18 protein-coding genes are annotated in these 22,003 nt (G+C 54.5%); 12 read left to right on the top strand and 6 right to left on the bottom strand.

What is annotated here, in order from left to right:
* Positions 1-19 precede the first annotated feature (19 nt).
* From DW350_RS17180 to DW350_RS17190, 3 genes are read right to left on the bottom strand one after another with little or no spacing between them, the layout of a single operon-like run.
* Entirely contained in the window at positions 20-367 is a 348-nt protein-coding gene (locus DW350_RS17180; protein ID WP_115720116.1) for a cation transporter, read from the bottom strand.
* 10 nt (positions 368-377) lie between these two features.
* Positions 378-1,172: a copper resistance protein B gene (locus DW350_RS17185; protein ID WP_226911347.1), complete on the bottom strand. Its 795-nt coding sequence runs from the start codon at positions 1,170-1,172 to the stop codon at positions 378-380.
* Positions 1,173-1,181: 9 nt separating this feature from the next.
* Entirely contained in the window at positions 1,182-3,002 is a 1,821-nt protein-coding gene (locus tag DW350_RS17190; RefSeq protein WP_115720117.1) for a copper resistance system multicopper oxidase, read from the bottom strand.
* A 154-nt stretch (positions 3,003-3,156) separates the two neighbouring features.
* Between DW350_RS17190 and DW350_RS17195 the strand changes: the two genes are divergently transcribed.
* Both DW350_RS17195 and DW350_RS17200 read left to right on the top strand, forming a co-directional pair.
* Entirely contained in the window at positions 3,157-3,840 is a 684-nt protein-coding gene (locus tag DW350_RS17195) for a heavy metal response regulator transcription factor (protein WP_115720118.1), read from the top strand.
* Complete coding sequence (locus tag DW350_RS17200) at positions 3,833-5,197, top strand: heavy metal sensor histidine kinase (RefSeq protein WP_192954725.1); 1,365 nt, start codon at positions 3,833-3,835, stop codon at positions 5,195-5,197. The genes DW350_RS17195 and DW350_RS17200 overlap by 8 nt, the downstream gene beginning before the upstream one ends.
* 24 nt (positions 5,198-5,221) lie before the next feature.
* On the opposite strand, the gene DW350_RS17205 is transcribed toward DW350_RS17200, so the two are convergent.
* Positions 5,222-5,911, bottom strand: a complete 690-nt coding sequence (locus DW350_RS17205) for a helix-turn-helix transcriptional regulator (RefSeq protein ID WP_152033007.1) — start codon at positions 5,909-5,911, stop codon at positions 5,222-5,224.
* Positions 5,912-6,305: 394 nt separating this feature from the next.
* Here DW350_RS17205 and DW350_RS17210 point away from each other — a divergent pair, with 394 nt between their 5' ends.
* The 9 genes from DW350_RS17210 (at position 6,306) to DW350_RS17250 (ending at position 18,936) form a co-directional block, all read left to right on the top strand.
* Positions 6,306-8,639: a TonB-dependent receptor gene (locus DW350_RS17210; RefSeq protein ID WP_192954726.1), complete on the top strand. Its 2,334-nt coding sequence runs from the start codon at positions 6,306-6,308 to the stop codon at positions 8,637-8,639.
* A 15-nt stretch (positions 8,640-8,654) separates the two neighbouring features.
* Entirely contained in the window at positions 8,655-10,325 is a 1,671-nt protein-coding gene (locus tag DW350_RS17215; protein ID WP_115720122.1) for a M61 metallopeptidase family protein, read from the top strand.
* A complete protein-coding gene (locus DW350_RS17220) occupies positions 10,313-11,758 on the top strand; it encodes an alpha/beta fold hydrolase (protein ID WP_192954727.1) in 1,446 nt (481 codons plus the stop codon). The genes DW350_RS17215 and DW350_RS17220 overlap by 13 nt, the downstream gene beginning before the upstream one ends.
* A gap of 156 nt (positions 11,759-11,914) precedes the next feature.
* Positions 11,915-12,400, top strand: coding sequence for a RidA family protein (locus tag DW350_RS17225; RefSeq protein WP_115720124.1), 486 nt, complete (start codon positions 11,915-11,917; stop codon positions 12,398-12,400).
* Between the two features lie 24 nt (positions 12,401-12,424).
* The gene (locus DW350_RS17230; RefSeq protein ID WP_226911348.1) at positions 12,425-13,732 is read left to right on the top strand and encodes an aminotransferase class V-fold PLP-dependent enzyme; all 1,308 of its coding nucleotides are present in this window, start codon (positions 12,425-12,427) and stop codon (positions 13,730-13,732) included.
* The gene (locus DW350_RS17235; protein ID WP_115720125.1) at positions 13,729-14,193 is read left to right on the top strand and encodes a RidA family protein; all 465 of its coding nucleotides are present in this window, start codon (positions 13,729-13,731) and stop codon (positions 14,191-14,193) included. The genes DW350_RS17230 and DW350_RS17235 overlap by 4 nt, the downstream gene beginning before the upstream one ends.
* Positions 14,190-15,890 carry a M61 family metallopeptidase gene (locus DW350_RS17240; protein ID WP_115720126.1) on the top strand — a complete coding sequence of 567 codons (1,701 nt, stop codon included), beginning with the start codon at positions 14,190-14,192 and terminating at the stop codon, positions 15,888-15,890. Before DW350_RS17235 ends, DW350_RS17240 begins: the two co-directional genes overlap by 4 nt.
* 17 nt (positions 15,891-15,907) lie before the next feature.
* Positions 15,908-17,365, top strand: a complete 1,458-nt coding sequence (locus tag DW350_RS17245) for a S10 family peptidase (protein WP_226911349.1) — start codon at positions 15,908-15,910, stop codon at positions 17,363-17,365.
* A gap of 62 nt (positions 17,366-17,427) precedes the next feature.
* Positions 17,428-18,936, top strand: a complete 1,509-nt coding sequence (locus tag DW350_RS17250) for a S10 family peptidase (protein WP_115720127.1) — start codon at positions 17,428-17,430, stop codon at positions 18,934-18,936.
* A 300-nt stretch (positions 18,937-19,236) separates the two neighbouring features.
* Here DW350_RS17250 and DW350_RS17255 read toward each other — a convergent pair whose 3' ends face one another.
* Entirely contained in the window at positions 19,237-19,980 is a 744-nt protein-coding gene (locus DW350_RS17255; RefSeq protein ID WP_115720128.1) for an IclR family transcriptional regulator, read from the bottom strand.
* 93 nt (positions 19,981-20,073) lie between these two features.
* Here DW350_RS17255 and DW350_RS17260 point away from each other — a divergent pair, with 93 nt between their 5' ends.
* Positions 20,074-21,219 (top strand): MFS transporter, encoded by a 1,146-nt coding sequence (locus DW350_RS17260; protein ID WP_115720129.1) that lies wholly within the window; start codon positions 20,074-20,076, stop codon positions 21,217-21,219.
* Between the two features lie 94 nt (positions 21,220-21,313).
* Here DW350_RS17260 and DW350_RS17265 read toward each other — a convergent pair whose 3' ends face one another.
* Entirely contained in the window at positions 21,314-21,997 is a 684-nt protein-coding gene (locus DW350_RS17265) for a type 1 glutamine amidotransferase domain-containing protein (RefSeq protein WP_115720130.1), read from the bottom strand.
* Positions 21,998-22,003 lie beyond the last annotated feature (6 nt).

The raw sequence follows: 22,003 nt of genomic DNA on the forward strand, positions 1-22,003 counted from the left end.
TTTACCGCCACGTTGGGCGTTACTTTTTCACATTGGGCGGCAAGCGGTGGCAGCACCAGGGTTCGTGGGTGGCGTTGTCGCGAATGTTTTGGTCGACAAAGCGGTAGTAACCCAAACGCATGCCGGCCATCCCTTTATGTTTTACCTCAAGGCCATGGTTTTGAATTTCACTTTCCAAGGCGTCAAGGTTCACGGCGGTGGCATCATAGGCCAGGGTTAACCGGTTCCCCGCTAAGACAACACTGTTAACACCTGCCAATTGGTCAACGGCTTTGGCACAGTTCTCTGCCGCCGCAAGGTTGCCAGTAAGTATCAATTTACGGCGTACCAGATAGGCTTCTCGTACGCCAGGTCTGAGGGTTGTCATCACTACCTCCTTAAAACCAGAATCTCACTCCGGCCAGCCATTTGGTTTCGCCGGCATGGTCACCTTCGCTACGGGCAAGGTCGGCGGTGTTACCCAGTTTTCGCTGGTATTCAAACCCCACATAAGGGGCGAACTGGCGGGTGATTTCATAACGCAAACGCAGGCCAAGGCTAGCATCACTTAAACCACTACCAATGCCTCTTGCCTGGTCACTTTTACCATATAAGTTCATCTCGGCTTTGGGCGTTAAAATCAGCCGATGAGTAATAAGCAAGTCGTACTCGGCCTCTACCCTGGCAGCGGTGCGGCCATTGTCACCCACATAAGCGGTGGCTTCCACATCGAGCCAATAAGGGGCTAAACCTTCCACACCCAATGCCAGCCATTGCCGGGCGGGGCCTTCGCCATTATCAGAACGAACGCCAGCCTGAAGATTCCAAAAAGCGCTAATAGCATGATCCCACAGCAGTTCGGTGCGGGCATCTTCCAGTTGGCTGTTTTGGTATTCACCCTCAGCTTTCACCAATACCCGGTTAAAGGTACCGCCATACCAAGCCTGCATGTCGTAGGCACCAACACCGCCTTCCTGCCATTCAAATTCGTCAGCTAACAGGTGGCCAAAATTGTCTTCATCGGCCATGTGCAGCTGCCTTGGCCCTGGTAGTACATAAGGGCCGCTATCAAGGGTGTAACCATCGGAATAGGCGTTAGGGTCTCGAAGATGGTTGCTTTGAGTGTCTGGCGCCATATCAGCGCCATAAGCCAGCACCGGCAGTGCCAAAAGGCTAAGCAGTAATTGTCGCATTGGGCCTCCTTATGACACCAGAATTTCGCGGAACATACCGGCTTCCATATGGAACAGCAGGTGGCAATGCCAGGCCCAACGGCCGGGCGCATCGGCGTTAACCAAGTAACTGACCCGCTGCGCAGGCTGTACCGGTACCGTGTGCTTGCGCACCACAAAATTGCCCTTGTCATCTTCCACTTCGCTCCACATGCCGTGCATATGCATGGGGTGGGTCATCATGGTGTCGTTTTGTAGCGTTACCCGCAGCCGTTCGCCAAGCCGAAAATGCACCGGCGTGGAGCTGCCAAATTCAACACCGTCAAAAGACCAGCTGTAACGTTCCATATTGCCGGTAAGGTGCAGTTCAATTTCCCGGCTGGGCTGGCGTGGGTCTAAAGGCCCGCCGACGGTATGTAAGTCGGCCAGCGTTAATACCTTGCGGCCATTGCCGCGAAGGCCTACGCCTGGGTCATCAAGGTTGCTACGTGGATGATTTACCCGCATCGCCGTGGTGGGGCCAAATTCGGTTTTGGCGTGGTGCACGGTTGATGAGGGCACCGCCAACGGATTTTGCTGGTCGCCCATGGTATTGCCCTTTGCCATGTCACCCGCTTGCATGTCGCTGCGCTGCATGCCACGCATTTGGCCACTGCCCATCTGCTGCATTTTCATGCCGTTCATGTCGCCATGGTCCATCCCTTTCATGCCCGCCATATCTTGCATACCCATGTCAGTCATGGTCATCCATTGGCGTTTATCCATTTTCGGAATGGCGGCTTGCAGCCCGGCTTTGACGGCCAGGGTGCCAGCGGCATAGCCGGTTCTGTCCATGGTTTGGGCAAAGAGGGTGTAGGCGTCTGCTGTTGGAGACACCAGCACGTCGTAGGTTTCACCGGGGCCAAAACGAAATTCATCAACGGTTACTGGCTCCACGTCCTGGCCGTCGGCTTGGATCACACTGAGTTTGAGGCCAGGAATACGCACGTCGTAGAAGGTATTGGAAGAGCCGTTGATAAGGCGCAGCCGGACTTTTTCGCCAGGTTTAAAGAGCCCAGTCCAGTTAGCAGCCGGGGTGCGGCCATTCATTAAAAATGTCATCGAATGGCTACTTAAATCGGCCAAATCCAAAGGGCTCATGCGCATCTGCTGCCACATTTTGCGCTTGTCCATGGCTTTGCCCAGGCCGTAGCGGGATACATCTTTGAAAAAATCCACGGCAGTGGGGGCGATAAAGTTGTCGTAGTCGCTCATTTCTTTGAGCTTGGAAAAAAGCGCCCAAGGATCGTCGTCGGTCCAATCGGATAAAAACACTAGGTGCTCACGGTCGGCGGGGTAGCGTTCCTGGCCGCGGGGCTTAACAATAATGGCGCCACTTAAGCCCAGCATTTCCTGAAAGCCGGTATGGGAGTGGTACCAATAGGTACCGCTTTGCTGCACCTTAAAGCGGTAGGTAAAGGTTTGCCCTGGTGCAATACCGCGGTAGCTTATTCCCGGCACGCCATCCATTTGGTAGGGCAAAATAAAGCCGTGCCAATGCACCGAAGTTGGCACCTCAAGGTGATTGGTGACGTGTAACGTTACTTCGTCCCCTTCTTGCCAGACCAAGGTAGGGCCAGGTAGTGAACCGTTCATGGTCAAGGCGGTACGTTCAGCGCCGGTAAAATTGACCTTTTGCTGGCCAATGTGCAGGTGAAATTCTTTGCCTTTTAACACCGGCGCAGCCGGGGCTTGCCCGGGTTTAGCGTTGGTTTTTGCCCTCACCAGTTGCGGTGCACTTAATAACACCCCACCGGCAACCAGCCCTTGTACAAAGCGCCGACGCGGCAAATTCGGTAAATTAGATGACATTCAAGGCCTCCGGCCAGAAACGAATGCCGTCAGCTTAAAGGCGGGGCACTTTCAGGGGCATGACCCCTTCATTACAAAGTTGTCATCTTCGAGTAATCTAGGCGCCAGCCGTTGCACGCTAAGCTGCACTCAAGGCGCTAACATCAGGAACGCCATGCGACTACTGGTAGTAGAAGACGAACACAAAACCGGTGATTACCTGCAAAAGGGCTTGCTAGAGGCTGGCTTTCAGGTGGCGCTGGCGCGTAATGGCCTGGATGGTCATCACTTGGCCATGACCGAGCAGTTCGACTTAATTTTGCTGGATGTCATGCTGCCAGACGTGGACGGCTGGCGTATTTTGTCGTCGTTAAAAGAGGCAGGCAAAACCACGCCGGTACTGTTTTTAACCGCCCGCGACAGCGTCGAAGACAGGGTCAAAGGCCTGGAACTCGGCGCGGATGACTACCTGGTAAAACCCTTTGCCTTTGCCGAACTGCTGGCCCGGGTGCGTACTTTATTGCGCCGCGGCGCGGCAACATTGCACAGCGACACCTTGGTGGTGGGCGACTTGGAAATTGACATCCCCAAACGCCGGGCGCAACGGGCGGGCCAGCGCATCACCCTGACTAACAAAGAATTTTCCCTACTGGAACTGTTGATGCGCCGGCAAGGTGAAGTGCTACCGCGCTCGTTAATTGCCTCGCAGGTGTGGGACATGAATTTTGATTCCGACACCAACGTTATTGATGTGGCCATTCGCCGGCTTCGCAGCAAAATCGATGACGCTTTTACCCCCAAACTCATCCAAACCGTTAGGGGTATGGGGTACAAGCTTGAGCTACCCGACCATGACTAAGATGCCAGCGTCACTGGCACGGCGGGTCATGCTGTTGGTTGGGCTTACCATCGTGCTTTGCTTGCTGCTGTTGGGCTGGGTTATTCAAACCGCGATAGAGCAGCATTTTGCCGATATGGATAGCAATGAGCTGCAAAATGCCGCGCAGCCATTGTTGCAAGTTATTGAGCACCAGCCCCCAAATGCTGCCGACCTTGACCGCACCTTGCGCGGCCTTAAAGGCATTTCCTTTACGGTATTAAACCAGCAAGGCCAGGCGCTTTATCGCACCCAAGGCCCGGACCTGCTTTTTTTAAAAGACGACGCCAAGCCCACCATTAGCCGCCAACATCTGCGCCGTTTCAGGCAGCAAGGCCATACCTACCGGGCCACGGCGTTAGCGATACCGGCCAGCGGCGCCCAGCAATACCGACTATTGATGGCGCTCAACATTGATATCCACCAGCACTTTCTCAACCATTTTCATAAAACCCTTTGGGGCATTATGGCCGGGGCGGCCCTGGTGACCATTTTGGCCGCCTGGCTGGCAGTGCGCTGGGGGCATGCGCCGCTCAGAGCACTTTCCAACACCATTCGCACCATCAATTCTGATCAGCTTTCTACCCGCCTAGATCCGCAGCAGGTGCCAAAAGAACTGCAAGAGCTGGTGGATGCCTTTAACGGTATGTTGAGTCGCCTTGAAGACCTGTTTGAAAGGTTAAGTAATTTTTCTGCCGACATTGCCCACGAGCTGCGCACACCCATCACTAACCTCAGCACCCAAACCCAAGTGGCGCTTGGCCAGGCGCGCAGCGATACCGAGTACAAGGAAATTCTTTACTCCAACCTTGAAGAGTTTGAGCGGCTCGCCAAGATGGTGACCGACATGCTGTGGCTGGCGCAAACCGATAACGGCAAAGTAATACCGCACCGCCAGCCACTAAAGCTTCGCCAAGAGCTTGAAGAGTTATGTGATTACTTTGAATTGCTGGCCGAAGACTGCGGCGTAAAAATCGATATTGTCGGTGACATTAGCGATGTTAGCGGCGATAAACAGCTCATTCGGCGCGCTTTAAGCAACTACATCTCAAATGCGATTCGCCACACCGCCAGCGGCCAAACCATCACCCTGTCGCTAGAAGAAACGGCCAGCAAAGCCTGGGTGCATGTCACTAACCCCGGCATCACCATCGCCAAAGAGCACCTGGCCCACCTTTTCGAGCGCTTTTACCGGGTTGACCCGGCGCGCGGCCAGGGCGGCGTTGGCTTGGGGCTGGCCATTGTTAAATCCATCGCCCGTTTACACGGTGGTGACGTCGCGGTTAGCTCCTTTTCGCAACAAAACCGCTTTAGCCTTTGGCTGCCACGTAAGCACTAAGCAGCCAAGTGCCACGTCACAAATTTACGCTTCTTCGCGGTGCTTAAGCTCATCCAGGTAGTTGTATATGGTAAAGCGGGTTACGCCCAGCGCATCGGCTGCACGCTTTACACCACCACGCACAATAAAGAGGCCGCTGGCCTGCATGCTGGCCACAGCGCCGAGTTTTTCTTCTTTGGTAAGCAACGAAACCGGCTTGCCGGTTGCTTCAATAACGCTGGCAATAATGTCTTCCATCAAGCCGCCCATTTCTGCCGGCTTGCGGTTCTCCTGCTGCTTGGCACCACCGCGATTTAACATACGGCCAAGCCAGGCATGGGCCAGGTGCGGAATGGTCATGTCAGCGTTAAGACAAAGTGCTGCGAATGGCTGGCCGCCGGAGTCACGAAACACTGCGGTTGCGGAATTAAGGGTAACGCCGTTTTTGGTAACGGTGTTGTATTCCTTGATGATGGTGTTTTGCTCGCCGGTGGCTTCGGCGTCCATGCGGGCGTTAGCAAAGCCCACATCCCCCTTCGGCCCCGCCAAGATAGGGTCGCCGATGGTACGCCCGGAAATATGGCCGTTGGCAATAGCCACTACGGAGCTTTCTGGGGTGCTAATGTCGTGCAGTACCACTTCAATATTGTCGCTGAGCATATGCTCCAGCAGATTCACTACCGTCGCCAGTGTATCAATCACTAACTGGCGCTCTCCTTGCCGTTCCTTGCTCAAATGAACCCTCTTGGCGATGCCTGTTTTTTCATTATGTTTTGTTAACTGTCCCACTATGCCACCGTCGATATTAACGGTTTTTATCAATTGTGTGAGGTGACGCAACTTTAGAATTCAATTTAACGTTGATTACCTAAACAAAGAGTGCAATTCATAATAGTAGGCAACGGATTCAATTATATGTCCGTTGTTTTTTTAATTCTGGGGCCAGGATACTCGCCTTGTTTGCAATGAGTTCCCCCTGGACCAGCAACCAAGCATCAGCTGGAGCCGTTATCGCTGCACTAGGCAATGAAGCCGTAAAAACACAAGGATCAGCGTGCACCGAGATCAGAGCAACGATGCATAACAGATGGGCAGCTGTTTCGCCCAGTCACGCAGGTTCATGTTGGAAATGACGACGATGCACACTACCTTATCGAAAAAACATCAGCCCTCTTTGACCAACGCTGTGCGTTTGGCATTGGGCCTCGCTGTATTCTCCCTCTCCGCTACCACTTTCGCTCAGGACGCAGGCACCACTACTGCCAAGGCATCCAGCGCTGCTACTACCAGCGCCAAGAAGAAGAAAGATAGCGACGACCAAAACACCGAAACCATTACCGTTACTGCGCAAAAGCGGGTTGAACGTTTGCAAGACGTCCCCATGGCAGTAAGCGTGGTCAATGCCAAGAAACTGGCATCCAATGGCCAGTTTGATATGGCCAGTTACTACACCGACATCCCCGGCCTGAGCTACGTAAAAAGCCAGATGAGCAGCAACATCACGCTGCGCGGCATTGGTGACGAATCCGGTATCGGCGCTCGCCCAACCGCGGGTGTGGTTATTGATGATGTCCCATATGGCTCTGCCACCAACACCGGCGTGATCCCAGACCTTGACCCGGCGGATCTGGCACAAATTGAAGTGCTTAAAGGCCCACAAGGTACCCTTTACGGCGCCTCTAGCATGGGCGGCCTGCTGAAATACGTGACCGTTGACCCTGACACCAGCTACACCTACGGTTCAACCACCGTCGGCGGCTCTACCGTTGATGGCGGTGGTAACGGCTATAACGTCAGCACCGCTAACAACGTTGCGGTGAGTGATAACTTGGCGTTCCGTGTTAGCGCTTTCCAGCGCCAAGACCCTTACTACGTCAAAAACATCCGCGATGGCGCCACCAATGAATCCAAAACCAAAGGCGCCCGTATCGCCGGTCTTTGGAAAGCCAATGAAAACTGGACAATACGTGCCTCGGCCCTGTTCCAAAACAGCAAACAAGGCCAAAGCGCCACCGTTGATAGCGACTTCGATATGAACCCCATCTATGGCGATGGTGAACATGATCGCGCCGATGGCACCGATGGTTATCACAACAAGGTAAGGCTTTATACCCTGAAAGTGACTGGCGACCTGGGCTGGGCCACCTTTGATGCCATCAGTGGCTACACCCAGCACCGCTCTGCAGCGCTGTCGGATGTTGGCTATACCACTATTGGTAGCTACGCCTCGTACTTTGCCACTAACTACTTTGGTCTTGACTATAGCGACCCAACCGCCGCTATCACCAACGAGTACAGCGAAAACCGCTTCACTCAGGAACTGCGTCTGACCTCGCCTGGCAACCAGAAGTTGGAGTGGATGGCAGGGTTGTTCTATGACCATCAACACACAAACAGCACCCAGAACTTCAACCTTTATGACGGTGACTCCGGTACGACGTTCACCGCCTATCCGATGCTGCTCTCCTTGAGCAGCGACAAATATCAGGAAGAGGCGATTTACGCCAATACCACTTACCACTTCACCGACAAATTTGACGTGCAAGTGGGCGGCCGTTACTCCCATTACAAACTGGAGAATGTGTCACCCTATGGCGGCCTAATGGGTACTGGCACTGCCGGTATTGGCGAAATTGATACCGGCTCCGATAGTAACAACGACTTCACCTACTCGATTTCACCCCGTTACATGTTCAGCCATGACATGACCGGCTATCTGCGCGTAGCAACCGGTTATCGCGCTGGTGGCAGCAATGGCAGTGTGATTTCCGGCATTCCCACCACCTTCAAATCTGACAGTTTGGTCAGCTACGAGGCCGGTATTAAGGGCACCGCTCTGGATCAAAACATTGGTTATAACGCCGATGTTTATTACATCGACTGGAGCGACATGCAGTTGTCCCAGTACGATTTGACCTACGGATCTTCCTACACCACCAATGCCGGTAAAGCCGTCAGCCAAGGTGTAGAACTGAGCGGTTCCTATACCCCAACTGCGAACTGGCGTCTGACAGCGGCCTACTCTTACGACGATGCCAAACTGACCCAGGACATCCCCGGCTACGAAGAAGGCTACACCGCCTACGGTAAGGACGGCGATCGCACTCCTTACACCGCTAAAAACACCGGCAATGTATCGGTTACCCGTTACTTCTACCCGTCTGATAACTATGACCTTTATGTCACAGCCAAGGCTGCGTACACCGGCGACCGTTACATGGAGTTCACTCAGTCTGAAGACTTGCCGCGTATCCACCTGCCCAGCTACACCACCGTTAACCTCAACATGGGTATCGAAGGTATGGATTGGAAAGTTAACGTTTATGCCAACAACCTGACTAACGAAGACGGCATCATCAATGCTAATCGTCGTTCAGCAACCACCACCGGCACTGACGTAACTTACGGCGCCACCATTATTCAGCCGCGCACCTTCGGTGTGAACTTCACGCTGGATTACTAAGAAGGAATGGATGCGATGAGACGTTACCCCTTGTTGGCACTTGCAGCGCTTAGCCTGGTTACCACCCAGGCAATAGCAGGCGAGCAGCCCGGTTTACGTATCAAACTGACCCCGGTCAAAACACAGGGGCAACTCTCTGGCATCCAGGTTGAGGAGACATTTAAGACGGCAGGGCAAGCCCTGGCGCCTTTGTCTCTTGCCAGCCGCTTGGGGCCATTGGCCGAGATTGATAGCCGTATACACGACATTAAGCTCGTTGATGCCAAGGGCGCTATCGCCCTTAAGGATGGCACTGCACCCAGTACCATTATTCCCGGCGGCAGCAACCACACTTGGACCCCTGGCCGACAAAGCCAGGGGCCCGTTACCTTGAGTTATATCGCTGACGTTTCCCACCTGACCATTCCCGGCCCTACCTGGGAGCTGCGTTCAGAGGCCAGAGGCATTAGCGGCTCGGGGATCACCTTTTTGATTTTGCCCGAGGACAAACGCCAGTATCAGGTGAAACTGAGCTGGGATCTGTCCGCTATCGGTAAAGATGCTTCCACCCTCGACAGCCTGCCCCAAAACGGCCAAGGCAGTCTCGACCGGATTTTGCAAAGCTATTTTATGGCCGGCCATTTGCTCCAAAAAAGCGCCGGGCCTTTTAAAATCGCCAGCACTGCAAAAACCCACAATTTCAGCCAGCAGAGCCTGCTTGATTGGATAGAAAAAGCCTATTTCAAACTCAGTGCGCTCTACGGTAACAACGCGCCGCCGCCCTTTACGGTGGCACTGCGCACCAACACCTTAACCACCATCAGCGGCACCGCCTTGCCGCAATCGCTGATGTCGATCATGAGCCCTGATGTCAGCAAAAGTGACATTGAAAGCCTGATGGCCCATGAAATGACCCATGTCTTCCTTTATGGCACCGACCCACAAAGCTGGTTCCAGGAAGGCTTGGCTATGACTTACCAAGACCGGGCGCCTTTTGCCACCGGCCTGATTGGTATGTCGCAGTACATTAACGGCGTTAACCAAGTGCTGCGTAGCTACTACAGCAACGTGCGCAAACATATCTCGATGCAAGAAGGTGAAAAGGCCTTCTGGACCGACGCCCGTGCCAGGCTGGTGCCTTACGACCGCGGCGCCCTGTATTTCATGGTCACCGACGGCAGGTTGCGCGCCAAAAGCGCCAATAAGAATAACCTCGACAAGGTATTGCGCCAGTTCATGGATAACTACCGCGCCGGTAAACCGGCACTGGCCAAAGACTGGCTGGCCCTGCTTGGCCAGTATCTGGATAAAAGTACCGTCGAAAAAGACTACCAAACCATGCTAACCGGCCAAGGCACCCTGGTGCCGCCAGAGCAATCCTTCGGCCCATGTTTTACCCGGGTAAAACAGCAGATGCCGCTGTTCGAGCTGGGTTTTGATATCAGCAGCCTGATGCACAATCCCAAAATCATTAAAGGCCTAAACCCCGACTCAGCCGCCGCCAAAGCCGGGCTGCGTAACGGTGATGTGGTAACCAACCCCATAGGCCTTGATGAAAGCCAGGCGCACCCCAGCCATACCATGACGCTGGTAGTAAACCGCGCCGGCAAGACACTGAATATTCGTTTTAAACCGGAGGGGAAATTGACTGAAGGTTACCAATGGCAAGCACGCAAAGGTGCAAAGGGAGACCAATGCAGACTCTAACAAAACAATTCTTTGTGGGCGCCTTGTTAGCCACAACAGTCACGGTGCCAAGGATGGCTTTAGCCGATACTGCCGCTATCAAAGATGTGGTTAGCCAACATCAGATAGCACTGAATGGTAAAGCGCTGCACTACGAAGCAATCTTTTCAAGCCAGCAACTGACCGACGGCGCCAGTGTCAGCGCCACCGCATACTTGCAACCGGCCAAGGCCGCAAACCGGCCGGTGCTGGTGGTGTTTAACGGCGGCCCGGGGGCGTCCTCGTCGCCGCTGCACTTTGAAGGTATCGGCCCTTATCTGAAGGAAAAGGATGCTAAGGGCAAACAGCACTTGGTGACCAACCCCAACAGCCTGCTGGATGTAGCGGACCTGGTGTTCATCGACCCACCTGGCACCGGTTTTAGCCAAGCGCCAAACACCAAAGCAGGCCAGCGCCAATATTGGTCCAGTAACGGCGATGCCAAAGCCATTCATGACTTCATCAAAGCCTGGCTTGCCAAGCATCACCGCAGCCAGGCACCGCTTTATATTGGCGGCGAAAGCTATGGCGGTTATCGCTTAGCGACCATGGCCGGCATCAGTGCTGACCTGCACCCGGCAGGGCTACTGCTGATATCCCCCATGCTCGATGCCACCGCCAGCGTCAACGCCCCCGGTAACGACCTGCCGTACATCATGAGCCTGCCAACCATGGCGGTTGCCGCAGTCAAGCACGGCAAGGTGGCGGCCCATGGCCGCAGCATGAAAGCGGTATTCAACGAGGCTAAAGCTTACGCGCTAAATGACTATGCCTTGGCACTGCTTAAGGGCGACGCGATAACCAGCACTGAAAGCCAGCAAGTGGCGGCGAAAGTGGCGGCGTTCACGGGCCTAAGCCGCCAGCAAGTGCTGGCTGCCAACCTGCGCCTTGACCCCGAGTATTACCGTAAAACCCTGTTAAAGGCCGACGGTAACGTCATGGGCCGCCTTGATACCCGCGTGGTGGCGCCCATTCCGAAAAAGGTTGATAAAAGCCGCCCTTCAGCCGCTAACGACCCAGCCTTGGGGCTTGGCAACAGCTTGGTGATTAAATCCAAGGAAATTGCCGACTACCTGCATGGCCAACTGCAGGTGCCGGGCAAAGCTGACTACACCGCCTTGTCGCTAAAGGTGAACTTCAAGTGGCAATACGGCGATGGTAGCGCCCAGCTCTACTTCAACCCCACCAGTAACATCAGCGCACTATTAAAAGCCCAGCCCAACACCAAATTGCTGGTACTGGGCGGTCTTTATGACCTGGCAGTGCCGGCGATGTCTTCTTGGTATGCCATCACCCATGCCGGCATCAAACCAGATCAGGTGCAGTTTAAGTTACTACCCACCGGCCACTCGGTGTTTGAACAAGCCAGCGAACGGCCAAAGCTCAAAGCGATGCTGACAACCTTTATGCAATAACACCGTAGCGAGCCAGCACCAGCCCTTATTTTTAAGGCCAAGCGGCGCCTTGATAGCCGCTATGGGCGTTTGCGCGTCTTCGCTAATTGAATTCCAGGTATAGATAACTGTGACAATTCCCATGCTAAACAGTAAGAACTCACGAGGTGCACGCCAATGAGCCAAATAGAACAGCGCCTCAATGACCTTGGCCTGACCTTACCGCCAGCACTGACACCACCACCCGGTATCATCTTGCCTTTTGCCATGGTCAAAGTGGTGGGTAACCGCGCCCTTGTTTCCGGCCACGGCCCACAAAACCCGGATGGAAGCATGCAAGGCCTGACCGGCCGGGTCGGTGAAGACTTAAATGACCAGCAAGGCTACGATGCGGCCAAACTTACCGCACTATCCGTGCTGGGCAGTTTGAAAAGAGCGCTCGGTGACCTGGATCGTATCCAGCAATGGGTGAAAATCTTCGGTATGGTCAGTTCTGCCCCCGGCTATCAGAAACAGCCCAACGTCATTAACGGTTTTTCCGACCTCATTTTGGAACTCTACGGGCCAGAAAGAGGCCTGCACGCACGCAGCGCCGTTGGCATGGCCGAGCTGCCTTTTGGCATTCCGGTTGAAGTGGAATGCGAAGTCGAGATCCAGCCCTGACACCGATTTAAGGAGCCTATGGCCATGAAAAATACACCGCAAGATGCGCCCCAGATAGATAACGTCGACCATTCTCGCCGTCGTTGGTTAGCCGGTATGGCCAGCTTGCCGGTGGCAGCTGGCATGCTAAGCCTGCCAGCCATGGCCAAGCCCAATGTGCCGCCGCCGCACCATAGCCCGCGTAAAACCGGCGCCGGCCTTGATGGCGCCGCCGATCATTTCAGCATCGACGGCACTTATATCAATGGCGCCTACATGCACCCGGTCACTAACAAGGCTGCCGATGCCATGCGTACCTATCTGGACGCCAGGCTGATGAATGCCAACGCCAATGCCACCGACATGTCGGGTAATCGCGACAAGGCCATGGAACTGTTCGGCAAGTTAATGAACGCCGACAAGGACGAGCTGGCTTGGGTATCCACCACCACCGACGGTGAAAACTTGGTGGTATCCGGGCTTGGTTTGCCCTACACAAAAGGCCGGGTCGTCACCGACCTTTACCATTTCGACGGTGCCCTTTACATGTATAACGAGCTGGCCAAGCAAGGGCTTGACCTGCACGTTGTTAAACCCCGGGGCAACCGCATTCACTTAGAAGACATGGACAAGGCCATTACCCCCGGCACCAAACTGGTTTCGGTAACCATGGTCTCGAATGTGGCGGGCTTTCAGCACGACCTCAAGGCGCTTTGCGACTTGGCCCATTCCCGCGGCGCCATGGTGTATGCCGACTTAATTCAAGCCGCTGGCACCACGCCTATCGATCTTCACGCCTGCGGTGTCGACTTTGCCGCTTGCGCCACTTACAAGTGGCTGATGGGCGACTTTGGTATCGCCTTTATGTATGCCCGCCGCGAAAGCCAGCAAGCGCTAAAACGGGTTGAATGGGGCTACCGGGAAATTGGCAAATTTAAAACCCACTTTTTGCCATTCGATCCCCCGGCTGACCACTTTTTGGATAGCGCTCCGGCAGAAGGCCTGGCGGGTATCGTTGGTGTCGGCACCTTAAGTAACGCCGCCCCGGCCGCCTTGGTGCCTTCCCTTGAATACCTGCAAAAGCTCGGCATTGACCGCATTGAAAAGTGGCGCCAACCGATGCTCAAACGCCTGCACGAAGCGGTGCCACGCTTGGGTTATACCGCCATGACACCGGAAGACTCCAAGTCGGCCATCATCGCCTTTTCGAAAAAGGATGTTTGGAAAGAACTCAGCCCGAAACTGAAAAAGGCCGGCGTGCAAGTCACCGTGTATCGCAATTATTTTCGCATCGCACCGTCGTTCTACAACTCCATGGACGACATCGAGCGTCTTATCGAGGCCTTGTCATGAGCATCAAAACCCTGATTTTTGCCGCCCTTGTTGGCACTTTCGCCATTAGCGCTACTGCCAGTGCCGCGCCAGCCAACAGCGACGACCTGCACTTTTATTCCTATGGCCCGAAAGTGCCGTTCTCTGCGGCGGTACGCACCGGCCGCACCCTGTATTTGTCTGGCCAAATTGGCATGGCCCCCAACCACAAGTTGCCGGCGAGCTTTGAAGGCCAAGCCAAGCAAGTCATGGAAAACATTAAAGGCACCCTGGCTGGCATGCACTTGGGTATGGACCGGGTGGTGAAATGCACGGTGATGCTTGACGACATGAACAACTGGCCAACCTTTAACAAGGTTTATATGAGCTTTTTTAAACCCGACCACATGCCAGCGCGCAGCGCTTCAGCGGTCAAAGCCCTGGCGCTCGGCGCCGCTTTGGAAGTGGAATGTATTGCCTACTTGCCCAAAGGCTATAAGTGAAAAACGTATTACAACCCGGCGTCAAAGCCCTAGCCTTGCTGCTAGGGCTTAGCTTTTGGTTGCCCGCTGTTGCTGCGGCCCCCAGCAAACTTGATTTGCAGCTAACCCCCATCACCGAGCACGGTGCGGTGGTAAAAATGCACGTTAAGCTCACCTTGGCGCACCCCGATGTAAAAGCCGGGGCGCCGCTACTGAATATGCCAACCGAGCTGGTTTCTACGCCAACGGCCGCCTATAACGCCAAGCAATTGCATGCCGTCGATGCCAAAGGCACTTTGCCACTTACCGCCAAAGATTTACCGGCCGATGACAGTGGCCGTTACCGCAACTACCTTGCCCGCCGCGCAAGTGTTGGTGATGTCACCGTTACCTACAGCGCGGCCCCAAGAAAGGTCGACGCCAGTACCCGCAATGGCCCGCTGTTTGACCTTCGTCAGCAGCAGGGCGGCATCATGGGCGCCGGAGTGTATTTTCTGGCACTGCCGGTTGGCAGCCAGCCATACCAGCTCAAGGTGCACTGGGATCTTAGCCAGATGCCCAAAGGCGCCCGTGGCGTGTGGAGCCGCGGCGAAGGTACCCAGCAGAAAATAGCGCCGGCAGAGTATCTGCGTTTTTCCTTTTACGCCGCCGGTACCTTAAAGAGTGTGCCGAAAGATGGCAGTGGTGATTTTGTAGTGTATTGGCTTAACAAGCCGCCCTTTGATATGCCCAAGCTTGCCGAGCAATCAAGCCGTTTTTATCACTACATGGCGCACTTTTTTGGTGATAAACGCAGCTACCGGGTCTTTGCCCGTGCCAATCCTTACCCTGCCGGTGGCGGCACCGCCCTGGCCGGTTCTTTTATGTTTGGTTACGGCCCTAACGGCCAAACCATTGCCAGCGGTAGCCAGCTGTTATTGGCCCATGAAATGACCCACACCTGGCCGACGTTTAATAAAGAAGGCGAGCCTCATGCCGAAACCGCCTGGTACACCGAAGGCACCGCTGAGTTTTATTCGTTGTTGGGGGCGCTACGTTCCGGGGCTTTAACCCAGGCCCAGTATTTGGCGCAAATTAACGACCGCGCTCAAGCCTATTACGGCAATCCCTTTGTTCACCTCACCAATGCCCAGGCAGGGAAGCTGTTTTGGCGCGACGCCAGGGCGCAAACGGTGCCTTATGGTCGTGGCTTTATGTACCTGATGCGGCTCAATGAGCAGCTAAAAGCCAAGACCGCTGGCAAGGTCAGTGTGGACAGCCTGGTGCTGGATATTTGGCACCGCCAGCAACGGGGTGAAACCGTCGGTATCGCTGACTGGAAAGCCATGCTCAAACAGTACCTGGGCGAAGCGGCAATTAACGACTTTAACAACATGGTGGCGGGCAAGCTTATCGCCCCAACCACCACCGCCTTTGATTGCCTCAAGGCCGTCGAAGGCAGCGAACGGCCTTTTGATTTGGGTTACGACGTTATGCGCCTGGCACAAATCAACCAGTTACGCCCAGACAGTAACGCCGCTAAAGCAGGCCTTAAAGACGGCGATGAGGTGCTGTCTTATACACCGCTTGCCAAGCTCAAGGCCGACCCTAAGCAACTGATGCATATTGTGGTGAAACGCAGCGGTAAAACCCTGCATTTCACCTACCTTCCCCGCAGTCCCGAAGTGAAGGCCTGGCAATGGCACACCATTGCCGGTGCCAAGTGCCATTTCGGTTAATTTAAGTGAGCCAGACGATGCGATTTTCAAGCGTTTTATTAACTACCGCCTGCCTGCTTTCGCCCCTTGCCAGTGCCATGGCACAAGCCAATACCGTTAAAGACACCACGGTAGAGCACAGCGGCAGCTTTGCAGGGCAGTCTATTCATTACCGCTCGGTGGTGGAGCATTTCAACGTTACCCCAGCCGGCCTTGGCGAAGTGAACCTGGTTAGCACCAGCTATATCAAGGACGGCAATCACAGCCAGCGCCCGGTACTCTTCGCCTTTAACGGTGGCCCTATCTCACCGTCTATTTATATTCAGCTGCTGGCGCTTGGGCCCAAGCGGATGGCGGTACCAAACGACCTTAGCGCTGATCCTGCGACCTTTAAGTTGGTTGATAACCACCAAAGCCCGCTCGATAAAGCCGACTTGGTGTTTTATGACCCGGCGGGCACCGGCTTTAGCCACTTTGCCAAAGGCACTGAACCGACTCAGTACTTCGGTAACGTTAACGATGGCAAAGAATTCGTGGCTTTCGCCCACGCCTGGCTAAAGCGCCACCACCGGGAAGGTTCTCCGGTTTTTATCCTCGGTGAAAGCTACGGCACCATGCGTACCGCCGAAGCGGTTAAACTGCTTAGCGCCGAGAAAAAGCCCATTAACCTCAAAGGCATTTTCTTACTGGGCCAGGCTTTAAACCTGACCGAAACCTCACAGCGCCCAGAAAACATCGTGACCTATTCGGTGTCACTGCCGACCCTGGCCGCCCTGGGTTGGTATCACGGCAAAGTGGACAAAACCGGCCGCACCTTTGCGCAGCTGCTGGACCAAACCCGCGCCTTTGCCGCCGGTCCATACCTCACCGCGCTTTATCAAGGTACCGACCTGCCGAAAGCCCAAGAAAAAGCCATTGCCTACAAGCTGCAAAACTTAACCGGCCTCAGCGCCAAGGTGTTTATCGACCACGATTTGCGGGTCAGCAAAAACCTTTACCGGGCGGAGCTATTGAAGGACCAAGGCCTGGTGCTGGGTGCCTCGGATGGCCGCTATGCCACGAAACCGGCCAAACCGGGCGACCTGCCAGACGGGGTGTCAGCAATTTACCCGGCGCTGGAAAACCGTTACCACCAATATGCCGAGCAGTTCTTGAAGCTCAAGGATATGCCCAAGTACAACACCGACTCGCCTATTCACAGCCTTAACAGCTGGGATTGGGGTTCTAAAGCCGGGCCTTTTGGTAACTGGGCTTACGACCAGGATGTACGCCAAGCCATGGAAAAACTGCCGCAGCTGCAGGTGGCGGTGGGCGCCGGTTACTACGATACCCTTACCACTACCGGTGCCACCGAATACCTGATGCGCCAAGCACATTGGCCCAAAGATCGCGCCAGCCTGCATTACTACCAGGGCGGCCACATGTGTTACACCGTCAAAACGACCCTGGATAAGTTCAGCGGTGATTTGCGCCACTTTATTCAAACCAGCAAGTAAGGGTAATAAGGCCTGCTTCAGTGGGCCTTATTACCGAAAACACTCATTTTTGGAATCAATCGATGACGACCATTGCCTCCAAGCCTGTTAAAAAGTTGGCCATCGCCGCCTTGTTAAGTGCCTTAATGCCCGCGTTGTCGCACGCGGCCGAACCGGCCGCCGCCATCACTCAGCACAAGGTTAAAATCAACGGCCATGAGGTGGCCTATCAGGCCCAGGTTACCCATACCCAACTGCTGACCATGCAAGGCAAACCCGGCGCTGATGTGGTGTCGGTGAGTTATTTGCGCAGCGACATCAAAGACGAAAGTAAAAGGCCGGTACTGTTTGTGTTTAACGGTGGCCCCGGCGCCGCTTCGCTGTGGACCCATTTGGGCTTTGTCGGCCCGCGCCGCCTGAAAATGGACCAAGGCAACAACAGTCAGGAAACCACCCCCCGGGTAGCACCGCCTTATCAGTTAGAAGATAACGGCGACAGCCCTTTGGATGTGGCCGACATCGTGCTGTTTGACCCGCCAGGTACCGGCTATTCAACGGTGCTACCCGGTGTGAATCCACAGGCGTTTTATGGTGTTGAAGCCGACGCAGCCGCCACCACGCAGTTCATTGAAAACTGGCTTAAAAGCCACCACCGTTTGAATTCACCACGTTTCATCATGGGTGAAAGCTATGGCACCATTCGCGCCGCTGAAGTGGCCAAACGCTTGGCTGGTGGCCCCTTTGGCACCCACCAGATGGATGGCGTTGCCCTTAATGGGGTCATATTGCTGGGCCAAGCCATGGATATGCGCAATGCTGACCGAGATAAAGACTCGGTGAACCTGCTGCCAACCCTGGCAGCACTGGACTGGTACTATCACCCCGATGCCCGGCACGGCTTAAGCCTGGAGCAAAAGGTTGAACAAGCCCGGCAATTTGCCGCAGGCCCTTACCTCAAAGCCCTGTATAAAGGCGCTACCCTCGGTAACAACGCAAAGCAACAGCTCGCGCAGCAGCTGGCTGACCTGACTGGCTTGAGCGCGGCGCAAGTGCTGGCCGATGATCTGCGTTTTAACGCTCACCGCTACGCCCAAACCTTACTGGCCAGTAAAGGCCTGGATTTGGGTATGTACGACGGTCGCTTCACCTTGCCCGCTGCCGCTAACGGTGGCGACCCGGTGGCTGACGACCCGGCCATGGCGCAATATGTGCCAGCCTTTGTGGCCAGCATTCAGCGTTACTTGCGCAAAGAGCTGCACGCCGACCTTCCCGGCACCTATCACGCTATCGACTTTACCGTGAATGGCCGTTGGGATTATGGCCATGGGCCTGGCGTACCCGCCAGCAAGGACTATGCACCGGCACTGGCCACCGCCATGCGCCGCAACCCGCAGCTGCAGTTATTCCTTGGTATGGGCTATTACGATTTAGTCACCCCAATGGGCAACGCCGAATACGTGGCAGACCACGACGGCTTTGATTTGAAACGGGTGCATCGTTACTACTATCAAGCGGGCCATATGCCTTATTTAGGCAAAGCCAACCGTGAAAAGCTGGCAAAAGATATTCGCCAATTCCTCACGCAATACTAAAAAAGGGCACCTTCGGGTGCCTTTTTTACGCTTGGTATCTCAGGCCCCACAGTAAGCAGCGCAGGCTTTTCCCGAAACTGTGATCGCCTTCATGGCGAAGATTCAACACAAAGTTGATCGCGTAAATATTTAGTGTAAAACAATAACTAAGGCAATCCCTACTGGCCAAAAGCCAGTTTCAGGTCGCCTGTAATGAAGGTAAGGCCAGGCACAGCAGGATGCCCTGCTTGGAGACAGTAATGACAAACAAAGTAATACTCCCTGATTAGGCCGTTTTGCAGTAGCAAGACGGCCCTTTTTTTACTGCCAGCGCGCTTCAATTTCGGCTTTGCACTGCAGCAACGCCGTTTTAAGTTGCAGACGGTTTTTAGCAAAGCGCAGCGCAGGTACCGCCAGTGCTAGGGCATAGGGCTCAGGGGTATCGATGGCAAGCCGCACACCAATACCACAAACACCCTCTGCATGTTCCTGGTTATCAATGGCGATACCGCTTTTACCAATATCGGCCAGTTCACGGCGAAGCGCCTGAGGTTCAACAATGCTGTGGGCGGTTCGCGCCACCAGCTCACCGGCTAAAAGCGGCGCTAATGCCGCCTCACTAAGCGCCGCTAACATGGCTTTACCATGGGCGGTGCAGTGGCTAGGAAAGGCTGTACCCACAGCAGATACCACCCGCAATTCCTGGTCACTTTGGTACTGATCCACCGAAATGGCATGTAAGCCGCGATAGACACATAAATCGACGGTTTCCCGGGTACGCCTAGCCAGTGCTTCCACCGCTGGGCGAGCCACGCTAACCACGTCACGGTGGGTCGCTGCCGCCAGCCGGGCCAGGCCCATACCCAGGCGATAGCCCTTGGGGCTTAAATGCACAAATTGCTGCGCCTCTAAGGCGCCACAGAGCCGGTGCACGGTGGTTTTCGGTAACGCACTCAGCTTTGCCAGCTCGCTAAGGCTCAAGCCAGCAGGATTCTGCTCTAACGCTTTTAAAATATGGGCGGCCCTTTCAATAACTTGGCTACCATTTTCCACTTTTTTTACCAAGGTGAAGCTCCCGGATCACTTGACAGCAACGATGCGATCTTAGCACCATCACCATTCCATATAACGGTTTAATATTCCAAATAACGGAACAAGATGACAATACAAACGCGCTCAGGCACGGCCATTGCGCTGTTAGCGGTAGCCTGTTTAACCATCATGGTGGGCTGTGTGATAGTGCCCGGCCTGCCTTCCATTGCCAAACAACTCGGCGTTGCCCATGCCGCCAGTTGGTTGGTGACCATACCTTCACTTGGGGTGGTTATTTTCGGCCCATTGGCCGGGCGCTGGATAGAAAAGGCCGGGCTTTATAAAGCCCTTTGCCATGGCTTGGTCCTGTACGGGCTACTGGGTGTGGGCGGCGCACTGCTGCGCGGCTATTGGCTGGTATTTGCCGACCGCTTGCTACTGGGCGGTGCCACCGCCTTGGTAATGGCATCAGGCACCGGCCTGATTTCCCTTTTCTATGAAGGCAAGGCCCGCATGGCAATGATGGCCAAACAAGGCATGGCCATTGAACTGGGCGGCGTTATTATGCTGGCTTTAGGTGGCGTTTTAGCAAGCATCCACTGGTTTTGGCCTTTTGCTCTCTACCTTACCGCCTGGCTGTTATTCGCCTTGGTGTTATGGCTGGTACCAAACCCGCAAGTAGCGGCGCCCAGCCACGGCGAAACGGCTGACACACCTAAACTGCCGGCGGCAATAAAGCTGGTGTATTTTGCGGCGTTGCTGTCAATGGTGGTGTTTTTTACCGCAGTGATAGTGCTGCCTTTTCGTTTGCACGCCCAGGGCTTTAGTGAAGCGCAAACCGGCTACTTTTTATCTTTTGTGTCGCTAATGGCGGTAGCGGCGGCGGCCAATATGCCCAAAGTCGTTACTCAATTGGGTGAGCATAAAACGCTGTTACTGGCTTTTATTTGCTACGCCTTGGGCCATGGCTGTTTTGCTTTTGCCCAGCAACTTTCGGTGTTTATTGCCGGCGCAGTATTGACCGGCATTGGTTTTGGTTTGTCTATTCCCCTGGTAAACCACATGACGGTCGAGCTTAGCCACCCCAAGGTAAGAGGGCGGTTTTTAGCCTACCTTTCCATGGCTATTTTTTCCGGGCAGTTTTTATCGTCTTTTGTGGCAATGGTACCGGTTGCACCGGCCACTACCTTTGAAATAGCCACCGCGGTTGCACTTGTCGCTGGCATTTTAGTTATGTTTTTTCACCAGCGTATTCGCCACGTCACTGACTAAATACAAAAAAGAAGGCCTTAAGGCCTTCTTTTTTTCGCTTAACACGCCGAGGTGGTGACTAACAGATTCACTTTACTGCCGCGCTTAGTACACCTCAGGCTTTTGCCATTATCGACAGTAACGCCTTGGCGGTATCGGCCGACGAGGCCGGGTTTTGGCCGGTCACCAGTTGGCTATCACTTTGCACATAAGGCGCCCAATCGTCACCTTTGCTGTATTGCCCGCCTTGTTCCTTAAGCATGTCTTCCACAGAAAAAGGGACAACACCGCTAAGGCCAACCGCTTCTTCTTCGCTGTTGGAAAACCCGGTAACGGCTTTGCCCGCTACCAAAGGTTTGCCATTTTTACCGCTAACATGGCGAAACACGCCGGGGCCATGACACACCGCCGCTATGGGCAGCTCGGCTTTAGCGGCCTTTTCTAATAACGCGATAGACGCTTTGTTTTCAGCCAAGTCCCATAAAGGGCCATGGCCGCCTGGGTAGAAAATGGCATCAAACGTTTCGAGGTTCACACCATCAAGGGGTTTAGTACTAGCCAAGTCGGCGACCGCCTTGGCGTTTGATTTAAATAACGCCACCGCTTCGCTTTGGTCTTCCGGGTTATCACTTCTGGGGTCCAGTGGCGGCTCGCCGCCTTTGGGCGATGCCAGGGTGATGTCAGCGCCGGCGCTTGCAAATACCAGGTAAGGCGCTGCCAGCTCTTCTAACCAAAAGCCGGTTTTCTCGCCGGTATCGCCTAATTGACCATGTGAAGTAAGCACGATTAGTACGTTCACCAATGC

Origin of the sequence: Gallaecimonas mangrovi, assembly GCF_003367375.1 — a bacterium.
GTDB lineage: Bacteria > Pseudomonadota > Gammaproteobacteria > Enterobacterales > Gallaecimonadaceae > Gallaecimonas > Gallaecimonas mangrovi.